The following is a 10,993-nucleotide window of genomic DNA, read 5'->3' as shown; positions in this document are numbered from 1 at the left end:
GACCGCGCCCCCGAACTGATCGCCCCCACAAGCCTCTTCAAGGAGCCCTGACATGCACATTCTCATGATCGAGTGCAACCCGAACGGCATGGCCGGTATCGCCAACGCCTTGGACCTCGGCCACGACGTCACCCTCGTCTCGGTCGACCCGGACTTCTACCTCGCCGTCTCCCCGCTCACCGAAGCCGCCTACGCGCACCCCAACTGCCACGTCATCAAGAGCGAAGAGGCCTTCTCCATCGAGGAGCTGACCGCTCTGGCGCGCGAGGTCCACGCCGAGCGCCCGGTGCACGGCGTCACCACGTACAGCGAGTACCACACCGTCCACACCGCCGCCGTCGCCGAGGCGCTCGGCCTGCCCGGCATGAGCGTCGACGGCGCCCGCAACGCCCGCCACAAGCACCTCACCCGCCTCACCCTCGACGGCACGGGCATCCGGCAGCCGCGCTTCGCGCACGTCTTGGACCCGGCGAAGGTCGAGGCGGCCGTCCGCGAGATCGGCTTCCCCTGCGTGGTGAAGCCGTCCGACGGCACCGCCAGCCTGCACGTCCTGCACCTGAAGGACGAGGACGACCTGACCGCCTACCTGGCCGAACTGGCCGAGGTCGTCGACTACGGGCGCGGCGTCGTCCGCATCCCGGACATCCTGATCGAGGAGTTCGTCACCGGTGAGCTGATCTCGGTGGAGTCGTGCGTGCTCGGCAAGGGCGAGATCGTCAACCTCGGCCTGACCGACCGCCCGCTGAGCGGCTTCCCGCACTTCATCGAGATGGGCGCCACCTACTTCACCGGACACCCGCTCCAGGACGAGCTGTTCGAGATGACCACCAAGGTCCTGAACGAGCTGGGCGTCGACTTCGGCTTCATCCACACCGAGTTCCTGCTCGGCCCCGACGGCCCGGTGCTCTGCGAGGTCAACGGCCGGCTCATCGGCGGCATCGTGCCGAGCCTGATGCAGATCAGCTCCGGCGTCGACGCCTATCTGGAGGTCATCCGCCAGGCCCTCGGCGAGCGCCCCGAACTGCCCTTCCCCGGCGAGACCATCGCGGGCGGCCACTGGTTCGGCTCCCCGGTCGCCGGCACGGTCGAGTCCATCGGCTTCGACGGCCTGACGGACCTGCCCGGCTTCCACAGCGCCCTCGCCTACAAGAAGCCCGGCGTCGAGGTCAGCCGCCTCTCCAAGAGCAACTTCGACTGGATCGGCCACATCATCTTCACCGGCGCCGACCGCGACGAGGTCAACAAGCGCAACGAGGAGGCCCTGGACGCCATCGAGCTGCGCCTCAAGGTCGAGGTGGCCCGATGAGCGAGGCCGCCGACGGCCGCACGGGGACGGCCACCCTGCACGGGGTGGCCGTCCCGGCCCTCGACCCCGAGGCGCGCTACGACGTCACGACACGGGACGGCCACTTCACCGCCTTCACCCCCACCGGCCCCCGCCGGGGCGACGAGCCCGAGCTGTGGCCCGGCTACACCGAGACCCACGCCCATGTCTCGCTCCCCGCGAACTGGGACGACACGGTCGAGGACCCCCGGATCGTGGCCCTCCAGTACCTGTACCACGGGGTCACCCACGTCGTGGACATGTTCGGCTTCCCGCTGGTCGCCGACGCCTGGGCGGCCGGCCGCGAGGCCTCCCCGTGGCCCTACCCGGAGATCATCCACTGCGGCTACGCGGTGACGGCGACGACCGACGCGGCGGGCCGCACCGGCCACGGCGTCGAGTTCCCGGCCCCGGTCCACATGCTGGCCGTCGAGTCCGACCTCGACCACGCCCTGCGCGCCAACGCCGAACGCGGCGGCACCTTCCTGAAGGTGATGTTCACCGACGGCACCGAACAGCCCGGCAGCCCGGTCCGCTTCTCCCGCCTGTCGGAGAAGGTCCTGCGCTTCACCGCCCGCATGGCGCGGGAACGCGGTGTCACGGCCGTCATCGACTGCAACACCCTCCAGGAGACCCGCTGGGCCTACGAGTGCGGCTTCCGCCTCTTCGCCCACACCGTGCGCGACCGCACCCTCGACGCGGCCGACTTCAAGGAGTTCGAGGGGGCGCGCTTCGTCTCCACCCTCGCCGGCCTCCGCCCCATGATCATGACCGGCGAGGAGTTCCTGGCCGAGTACTCCCGCGAGGGCTTCGCCGAGACGCAGGACATCCGCAACCTCGACTTCGTCAAGGGCATCGAGAAGCCGTACGGCATCGAGTACGGCGTCCAGGAGACCCGCACCGCCGCCCTCGCCGACATGCGCCGCAACGCCCTCGCGGCACTGCGCCGGGGCGACCTCCTGGTCGGCACCGACTCCGGCAACACCGGCGCGTACCACGGCTACTCCCTGCTGAGCGAGCTGGACCTGCTGCGCGGCGACGACCCCGCGCTGGACGGGATGCTGCGCCACCAGGCCACGGTCGGCGGCCGCCGCTACTTCGCGGAACTCAGCGGCGACCCGTCGGGCGCGCACCCCCTGCGGGCCGGCGCCCCCGCCACGTACAACCTCCTCCACCCCGCCGCCCCCGACCGCCCGCTGTCGGCCCTGCCCGTCCGCACGGTCGTCCGGGGCACGGAGATCGACCGCCCGGCGCTGGCCCGCGAGATCGCGGATCTCCGCGCCCGTACCGCCACCACCGACCTGAAGGGAACAGCCGCGTGACCATCGAACGCAGGCGGGCGCTGATCGGCGTGAACGCCGGCATCTTCCTCGCCCACATCGGGAACTTCATCTGGTTCCCCGTACTCGTCGCCTCCCTCGGCGGCACCGACAGCGGCTTCTGGGCCGGGGTCGTGATGTGCATGACCTACGTGGGCCGCCTCGGCGCGACCTTCTTCTACGAGGGGGTCGCGGCCCGGATCGGCATCCGGGGCGCGGTGTTCGCGGGCACCGCGACGGAGGCGGTGGCCCTGTTCCTGATGGGCTTCGGCGACGGCGTCCTCGTCTACTCCGTCCTGGCCTTCTTCATCGGCCTCGGCTCCGGCACGGCCTTCCCCGGCCTGAAGAACATCCTGGTCTCGTACCCCGACGACGAGCGCCCGAAGGCCTTCTCGACCTTCCAGATGTCGGCGCAGGTGGGCCTCTTCGGCGGCGCGCTGGTCGGCGGACTGCTCGCGGACGTCGACCTGCGCACCCTGTTCTCCGTCGTCTTCGCCATCTTCATCGGCTTCTGCCTGGCGTCCTCGGCGTTCATCCCGAGGGACGGCTTCGGGACCGTGGACAAGCCGGTGGACCGGGTGCCGCTGGTGAGCACGGCGGTCTTCAAGGGCATCGAGGTCCGCGGGGCGACCCGCTACTTCCTGCTCTCCGCCGTCTTCTGGTTCCTCTCCATCGGCTTCATGGTCGGCATCCCGCTGCACATGGAGGAGTACGCGTCCGGATGGGCCCCGTCGGCCCCCTTCTGGATCACCGGTCTGACGGTGCTCGTCCTCCAGTACCCCCTGTTCAAGTTCCTGATCAAGCACCTGCGTCCCGGGGCGGTGATGGCGCTGGGGCTCACGGGCATGACGGTGGCGTTCACGGCGTTCGGCGCGGGCCGCACCGCGCCCTGGGTGGTCGTGGGCTGCCTCACCGTGGTGCTGGGCGAGATCCTCTTCGTCCCCTCCTTCGACATCTGGGTCGCCCGCAAGGTCCCGGCGGACCGCCTCGCCAAGGCGATGGGCGCGATGCACTTCTTCCGCAGCGCCGGCAACATGATCGGCTCCCTGCTGGCCGGCCTCCTCTTCGACCTGGCCCTGAGCTGGGACGTCCCCGGCGCGAACTGGTACATCGCCGCGCTGATCGCTGCGGGGTGCGCTGCGGTGTGCCTGTTCAGCGGGGACGACGTGGAGGTGGCCGCCGCCGCCCCGGAGACGGCGGACCCGGAACGGGAGGAGGCGACGGCGTAGGGGGGGCGCCTCATGGCTCGGGGGTGCGTGTTTCGTCGGCGGGTGCGGGTGGTTCGTGGTTGCTCGCGCAGTTCCCCGCGCCCCTGAAAAGCAGGGGCTGCGCCCCGTGCTTTTCAGGCCCGCGGCCCCGCGGCTTTCCAGGCCCGCAGGGCCGTGGTCTTTCAGGCCCGCAGGGGCCTGGTCTTTCAGGGGCGCGGGGAACTGCGCGAGAGGCCCCACCGGGCCCGCACTCGCCCACGAAACACGCACCCCCCACCCACAAGGCGCCCCCCAAAGATTGCGGCGGGATGAAATCCCTCTCCCGCCGTGTTGGTCCCTGCGGAGACCAGGACGAACGGAGGGCACCGGCGTGGTAGCGCAGCAGGGGGGCGACCGAGGGTGGGCGCGCAGACTGGCCGGATACGCCTGGCGGTACCCCAAGGACGTGATCCTCGCCCTCGGCGCGTCCCTGGCCGGCATGGCCGTGATGGCGTTGGTCCCCCTGATCACCAAGGTGATCATCGATGACGTGATCGGGGACAACACCAGGGCCATGGCCCCCTGGGCGGCGGCCCTGATCGGCGCCGCCCTCCTCGTGTACGTGTCCACCTACATCCGCCGCTACTACGGCGGCCGCCTCGCCCTCGACGTCCAGCACGACCTGCGGACGGAGATGTACGGCACGATCACCCGCCTCGACGGCCGCCGCCAGGACGAGCTGTCCACCGGCCAGGTCGTCGGCCGCGCCACCAGCGACCTCCAGCTGATCCAGGGCCTGCTCTTCATGCTGCCGATGACCATCGGCAACATCCTGCTGTTCCTGATCTCCCTCGTGATCATGGCGTGGCTGTCCCTCCCGCTCACCCTGGTCGCGATCGCCGTCGCCCCCGCCCTGTGGTGGATCGCCCAGCGCAGCCGCACCAAGCTGCACCCCTCCACCTGGTACGCCCAGGCCCAGGCCGCCGCCGTCGCGGGCGTGGTCGACGGCGCCGTCAGCGGCGTACGCGTGGTGAAGGGGTTCGGGCAGGAGGATCAGGAGACCGGCAAGCTCCGGGAGATAGGGCGGCGGCTCTTCGCAGGGCGGCTGCGGACCATCCGGTTCAACTCCCGCTACACCCCCGCCCTCCAGGCCGTCCCCGCCCTCGGCCAGGTCGCGATGCTGGCGCTCGGCGGCTGGCTGGCCGTCCGGGGCCACATCACGCTCGGCACGTTCGTCGCGTTCTCCACCTACCTCGCCCAGCTGGTCGGCCCGGTCCGCATGCTGGCGATGGTCCTCACCGTCGGGCAGCAGGCCCGCGCCGGCACCGAACGCGTCCTGGAGCTGATCGACACCGAGCCCACGCTCGCCGACGGCACGAAGACCCTCCCCGCCGACGCGCCCGCGACCGTCGAGTTCGACGACGTGTCCTTCGGGTACGAGCAGGGGCGCCCCGTCCTCGACGGCCTCAGCTTCGAGATCCGGCCCGGCGAGACCCTCGCCGTCGTCGGCTCCTCCGGCTCCGGCAAGTCGACCGTCTCGCTGCTGCTGCCCCGCTTCTACGACGTGACGCGCGGCGCCGTCCTCATCGGCGGCCACGACGTCCGGGAACTCACCCTCGACTCGCTGCGCGCCGCGATCGGCCTGGTCCCCGAGGACTCCTTCCTCTTCTCCGACACGGTCCGCGCCAACATCGCCTACGGCAGCCCGGACGCGACCGACGAACAGATCGAGACCGCCGCCCGCGCCGCCCAGGCGGACCGTTTCATCGCCGAGCTGCCCGACGGCTACGCCACCAAGGTCGGCGAGCACGGCCTCACCCTCTCCGGCGGCCAGCGCCAGCGGATCGCCCTCGCCCGCGCCCTCCTCACCGACCCGCGCCTGCTCGTCCTCGACGACGCGACCTCGGCGGTGGACGCCCGTGTGGAGCACGAGATCCACGAGGCGCTGTCCCACGTCATGGAGGGCCGCACCACCCTCCTCATCGCCCACCGCCGCTCCACCCTGGGCCTCGCCGACCGCATCGCCGTCCTCGACGAGGGCCGCCTCGCCGACCTCGGCACCCACGAGGAGCTGGAGCGCCGCTCCGCCCTCTACCGCCGGCTGCTCACCGATCCGGACGAACTGGGCGGTGTCTCGCCCGGTCACCTCCCGCCGACCTCGCTCGCCAAGGCCGAGGACACCGCCGCCCGCGACTCGATACGGGACGAGCTGGACGCCGAGTTCGACGCCGAGCGCGGCATCACGCCCCGGCTGTGGACCGGCGACCGTGAGCCCCGCGACACCGCCTTCGACGGCACCCCCGCCACCCCCGAACTCCTCGCCCAGGTCGAGGCGCTGCCCCCGGCGACCGACACCCCCGGCGTCGACGAGGCCCGCGCGGTCGCGCCGGAGGAGTCGTACGGCCTGAAGCGGCTGCTGCGCGGCTTCGGCCTGCCCCTGCTGTTCAGCCTGGCCCTGGTCGCCGTCGACGCGGGCATGGGCCTGCTGCTGCCGGTGCTGATCCGGCACGGCATCGACGACGGGGTCTCCCAGGCGGCCCTCGGCGCGGTCTGGGCCGCGTCCCTGCTCGGGCTGCTCGCGGTCGGCGCCCAGTGGGCGGCGCAGATCGGCGAGATGCGGATGACCGGCCGTACCGGCGAACGCGTCCTCTACTCCCTGCGCCTGAAGATCTTCGCCCAGCTCCAGCGCCTCGGACTCGACTACTACGAGCGGGAGTTGACCGGCCGGATCATGACACGGATGACGACCGACGTCGACGCGCTCTCGACCTTCCTGCAGACCGGACTGGTCACCGCGTTCGTCTCCGTCGTCACCTTCTTCGGCATCATGGGCGCCCTGCTCGTGATCGACGTGGAGCTCGCCCTCGTCGTCTTCGCCACGCTCCCGCCGCTGATCGTCTGCACGGTCTTCTTCCGCCGGGCGAGCGTGAAGGCGTACGAGCTGGCCCGCGAGCGGGTGTCCGTGGTCAACGCCGACCTCCAGGAGTCGGTGGCCGGGCTGCGGATCGTGCAGGCCTTCCGGGGCGAGCGCACGGGCGGCGAGCGCTTCGCGGCCGGCAGCGACAGCTACCGCCGGGCCCGTGTGCACGGCCAGTGGCTGATCTCGATCTACTTCCCGTTCGTGCAGTTCCTGTCCTCGGCCGCGGCCGCGGCCGTCCTGATCGTCGGCGCCCAGCGTGTCGACGCGGGCACCCTCACCACCGGCGCCCTGGTCGCCTACCTCCTCTACATCGACCTCTTCTTCGCCCCCGTCCAGCAGCTCTCCCAGGTCTTCGACGGCTACCAGCAGGCCACCGTCTCCCTCGGCCGCATCCAGGAACTCCTCCAGGAGCCGACGTCGACGAAGTCCGCCGCCGAGCCGCGGGAGGTGGGCTCCCTGCGCGGCGACATCGCCTTCGAGGACGTGGACTTCGCCTACTCCTCCGCCGACGGGGACAAGGAGGCCGAGGAGGCCCTCAGCGGCATCGCGCTGTCCATCCCCGCCGGGCAGACCGTCGCCTTCGTCGGTGAGACCGGCGCCGGCAAGTCGACGCTGGTCAAGCTGGTCGCCCGCTTCTACGACCCCACGGGCGGCCGGGTCACCGTCGACGGCACCGACCTGCGTGACCTCGACCTCACCTCGTACCGGCACCGGCTCGGTGTCGTCCCGCAGGAGGCGTACCTGTTCCAGGGCACGATCCGGGACGCCATCGCCTACGGCCGCCCCGAGGCCACCGACGCCGAGGTGGAGGCCGCCGCGCGGGCCGTCGGTGCCCACGACATGATCGCCACGCTCGACGGCGGCTACCTCCACGAGGTCGCCGAACGCGGCCGCAACCTCTCCGCCGGACAGCGCCAGCTGATCGCGCTGGCCCGCGCGGAGCTGGTCGACCCCGACATCCTGCTCCTCGACGAGGCGACGGCGGCCCTGGACCTGGCCACCGAGGCCCAGGTCAACCACGCCACCGACCGGCTCGCCGGCCGCCGCACCACCCTGGTGGTGGCCCACCGCCTCACCACGGCCGCCCGCGCGGACCGTGTCGTCGTGATGGACCACGGCCGGGTCGCCGAGGACGGCACCCACGACGAACTCCTGGCCCTCGACGGCCGGTACGCCGCCCTCTGGCGCACCTTCGTGGGAGAGCCGGCGCTGCGACCGTAGCAACCGGCGGCAGCGGACCGGCCGTAGGGGACCATAGGGGACCTTCTGGGACGTTCCGTCCCGCGCGTGCAACCTTCCGGCGGGGGTCGTGCGTCCGTACATCAGTACGGTCGTGGGACGGGAGGGGGAGCGGGTGATCAGGCGGGGAACGCGTCGGCCGACGGCGCTCGTACTGGCCGTGCTGGCGATCGCCGGTCTGCTGACCCTGGCGGGGCCGGTGGCGAGCGCGGAGGCCGCCGCCACGTCCTGTCCCGGCCGCAAGGTGCGCACGCTGACCTTCGACACCGGGACCGTACGGGTCTACCGCAAGGGCGGCCGCTATGTGTGCGTCGTCCTCGTGCCCGGGAAGCAGGCCCGCAAGGGCGCGATCCGCATCCGGGCCAGGGGCGGGCGCTGGGTCCGCAACGAGGCGAGCCCCACCGGTCCCGTGACGGTCCACGCCGGCCGCCGTGCCGTGCGGATCAAGGCCCGCGCCGGCGGCGAGACCTTCGACTCGGGCTGGATCCTCCGCTGAACCTTCCCGCGCCGCACAGGGTTTTCCCTATCGCTCCCATCTGCGGCTGAAAGCAGTCCAGTTGGCCCCTTTCTTCCCTGGTGCCCCGGCGGCCGCTCCGATAGCTTCCGGCGCACAGCCGCTGCATAGGGGAGAAACGCATGCGCAAAGCACTCAGGTGGGTGCTGTCGCTCGTGGTGCTCATCGGCACACTGAGCACGGCGGGGGCGGCCAACGCCGCCGGGTCGTCGTCGGGCACCGCCGACATCAAGGACCGACTGCTCGCGATACCGGGCGTGAGCCTCATCGAGGAGAAGCCGTACCCCGGTTACCGCTTCTTCGTCCTGGGCTTCACCCAGCCCGTGGACCACCGTCACCCGTCCAAGGGCACGTTCCAGCAGCGGATCACGGTGCTGCACAAGGACACGGCCCGCCCGACGGTCTTCTACACCGGCGGCTACAACGTCTCCACCAACCCCGGCCGCCGTGAGCCCACGCAGATCGTGGACGGCAACCAGGTCTCCATGGAGTACCGCTTCTTCAGCCCGTCCCGGCCCGACCCGGCCGACTGGTCCAAGCTCGACATCTGGCAGGCGGCCGGCGACCAGCACCGGATCTTCAAGGCGCTGAAGAAGATCTACGGCAAGAAGTGGATCTCCACCGGCGGCTCCAAGGGCGGCATGACGGCCACCTACTACGAGCGCTTCTACCCGAAGGACATGGACGGCGTCGTCGCGTACGTCGCCCCCAACGACGTCGTCAACAAGGAGGACTCGGCGTACGACCGGTTCTTCGCCAAGGTCGGCACCAAGGAGTGCCGCGACCGGCTGAACGCGGTGCAGCGCGAGGCGCTCGTCCGCCGCGCGCCGCTGGAGAAGAAGTACGCGGAGGTCGCCGCCGCCGAGGGCTACACGTTCGACACGATCGGCAGCCTCGACAAGGCGTACGAGGCCGTCGTCCTCGACTACGTGTGGGGCTTCTGGCAGTACAGCCTGCTCGCCGACTGCGACAGCGACGTCATCCCGAAGGACGCCAAGAAGGCCACGGACGACGAGATCTGGACGTCCATCGACACGATCTCCGGCTTCTCCTTCTACACCGACCAGGGCCTCACGCCGTACACGCCGTACTTCTACCAGGCCGGTACGCAGCTGGGCGCGCCCACGATCAAGTTCCCGCACATCGAGAAGAAGTACATCCGCTACGGCTACCAGCCGCCCCGGAACTTCGTGCCCCGGGACATCAAGATGAAGTTCCAGCCGTACGCCATGCGCGACGTCGACACCTGGGTGCGGAACAACGCCAAGCAGATGCTCTTCGTCTACGGGCAGAACGACCCGTGGGGCGCCGAGCCGTTCCACCTGGGCAAGAAGGCCCGCGACTCGTACGTGTTCACGGCCCCCGGCGCTAACCACGGTGCCAACGTCGCCGGTCTCGTCGAGGCGCAGAAGGACCTGGCCACGGCCCGGATCCTGAAGTGGGCGGGGGTTGCCCCGGCCGCCGTTCAGCAGGACCCGAGCAAGGCCAAGCCGCTGGCGAAGTTCGACTCCAAGCTCGACAAGCGTGACGTCGAGCGGGAGCCCGCGCTGCGGCCGTAGGACGCCTGAGCAGTACAGCAGCACAGCAGCACAGCAGCACAGCAGTACAGCAGCACAGCAGCCGAGCCCCGGGCCCGCCGAACAGCGGCCCCGGGTTCGGCGTCTGTCACACCGGCAACGCGCACCCCACCGGCCGGCTGCCGCCCAGCCGCACGTACAGATCGGTTCCGGCCGGACACTGTGCCTCGCTGTCGACGGCCGTCGTCACCTCGTAGTCGGGAGCGTGCCTGCCGCCGCCGTCGCAGGCGGTCTCACGGACCTCGCCCCGGCCGGCGCTGTAGACGCAGTCGCCGACGATGGTGCGGGGGCCGCCACCGCCACCGGGGTCGCCCGGGTGCGGCGGCTGGAGCCCCCGCATACAGGCGTAGCCCTGCGGCACGGAACCGTCGCCGTCCTCGTCGTAGCCGTCCTGCTCGTCGGTGGACTCGCTGATGTGGAGGACGAAGTCGGTGGTCGGCGGACACAGCGGCCCCTGGCCGGCCCGGCCGTCGTGCCGCGCCACGACCCGGGCGGCGGCCCGCTCGCTCGCACAGGGCACCTCGGTGAAACTCGTCGTGCCGAACGAACTGCACTCGTCGACCCCGAGGAACACCGTCCCGTACCCGGCCGGCCGGGTCGGGGTGCCGGTCGTGGTCGCGGCCGCCCGCTCCTCCGATTCCTGGCCGTCCCCGCCCGGCCAGGCCTGACATCCGCAGAGCGCCGCGAGGGCGAGCAGGACGACGGTGGCGAGCACCCCTGTGCACACCTGTCGAACGAGACACACCCGTCGCATGACAACCCCCCGACGAACCCCCGTCCAGCGTGACCCCGCGCCGGGGGCCACGCCAGACATACCGTGTGCTTTGCGCCTGTTGGGGGTGGTGGGCGAGGAGTGCGGCGTAGACCCCGTACGCCAGCGGTCTTACACCGGGGTCCGCAGGTCAGGGCCGTA

7 protein-coding genes are annotated in these 10,993 nt (G+C 71.2%); 6 read left to right on the top strand and 1 reads right to left on the bottom strand.

Annotation, left to right across the window (positions count from 1 at the left end; all coding sequences use genetic code 11):
- Nucleotides 1-52: 52 nt before the first annotated feature.
- The 6 genes from HW837_RS38355 to HW837_RS38330 all read left to right on the top strand — a co-directional run bounded on the left by HW837_RS38355 (nucleotide 53) and on the right by HW837_RS38330 (nucleotide 10,062).
- Nucleotides 53-1,306: an ATP-grasp domain-containing protein gene (locus HW837_RS38355; protein ID WP_193383564.1), complete on the top strand. Its 1,254-nt coding sequence runs from the start codon at nucleotides 53-55 to the stop codon at nucleotides 1,304-1,306.
- Nucleotides 1,303-2,646, top strand: coding sequence for an amidohydrolase family protein (locus HW837_RS38350; protein WP_193381059.1), 1,344 nt, complete (start codon nucleotides 1,303-1,305; stop codon nucleotides 2,644-2,646). Before HW837_RS38355 ends, HW837_RS38350 begins: the two co-directional genes overlap by 4 nt.
- The gene (locus HW837_RS38345) at nucleotides 2,643-3,872 is read left to right on the top strand and encodes an MFS transporter (protein ID WP_193382435.1); all 1,230 of its coding nucleotides are present in this window, start codon (nucleotides 2,643-2,645) and stop codon (nucleotides 3,870-3,872) included. Before HW837_RS38350 ends, HW837_RS38345 begins: the two co-directional genes overlap by 4 nt.
- Nucleotides 3,873-4,221: 349 nt before the next feature.
- Nucleotides 4,222-7,971, top strand: coding sequence for an ABC transporter ATP-binding protein (locus tag HW837_RS38340; protein ID WP_193382436.1), 3,750 nt, complete (start codon nucleotides 4,222-4,224; stop codon nucleotides 7,969-7,971).
- Nucleotides 7,972-8,104: 133 nt separating this feature from the next.
- On the top strand, nucleotides 8,105-8,485 hold the full coding sequence (locus HW837_RS38335; RefSeq protein WP_086785195.1) for a hypothetical protein: 381 nt from the start codon (nucleotides 8,105-8,107) through the stop codon (nucleotides 8,483-8,485).
- 140 nt (nucleotides 8,486-8,625) lie between these two features.
- Nucleotides 8,626-10,062: a S28 family serine protease gene (locus HW837_RS38330; protein ID WP_193381061.1), complete on the top strand. Its 1,437-nt coding sequence runs from the start codon at nucleotides 8,626-8,628 to the stop codon at nucleotides 10,060-10,062.
- A 106-nt stretch (nucleotides 10,063-10,168) separates the two neighbouring features.
- Here HW837_RS38330 and HW837_RS38325 read toward each other — a convergent pair whose 3' ends face one another.
- Nucleotides 10,169-10,834 carry a hypothetical protein gene (locus HW837_RS38325; protein WP_045557675.1) on the bottom strand — a complete coding sequence of 222 codons (666 nt, stop codon included), beginning with the start codon at nucleotides 10,832-10,834 and terminating at the stop codon, nucleotides 10,169-10,171.
- Nucleotides 10,835-10,993 lie beyond the last annotated feature (159 nt).

The organism is Streptomyces caniscabiei, assembly GCF_014930365.1.
GTDB lineage: Bacteria > Actinomycetota > Actinomycetes > Streptomycetales > Streptomycetaceae > Streptomyces > Streptomyces caniscabiei.
This window is presented reverse-complemented; position numbering and strand designations above follow the sequence as displayed.

Excerpts from the sequence above, each read along its gene's own strand:
- HW837_RS38355 (WP_193383564.1), top strand. The coding sequence starts at position 53 with ATGCACATTCTCATGATCGAGTGCAACCCGAACGGCATGGCCGGTATC.
- HW837_RS38350 (WP_193381059.1), top strand. The coding sequence starts at position 1,303 with ATGAGCGAGGCCGCCGACGGCCGCACGGGGACGGCCACCCTGCACGGG.
- HW837_RS38330 (WP_193381061.1), top strand. The coding sequence starts at position 8,626 with ATGCGCAAAGCACTCAGGTGGGTGCTGTCGCTCGTGGTGCTCATCGGC.
- HW837_RS38325 (WP_045557675.1), bottom strand. The coding sequence starts at position 10,834 with ATGCGACGGGTGTGTCTCGTTCGACAGGTGTGCACAGGGGTGCTCGCC.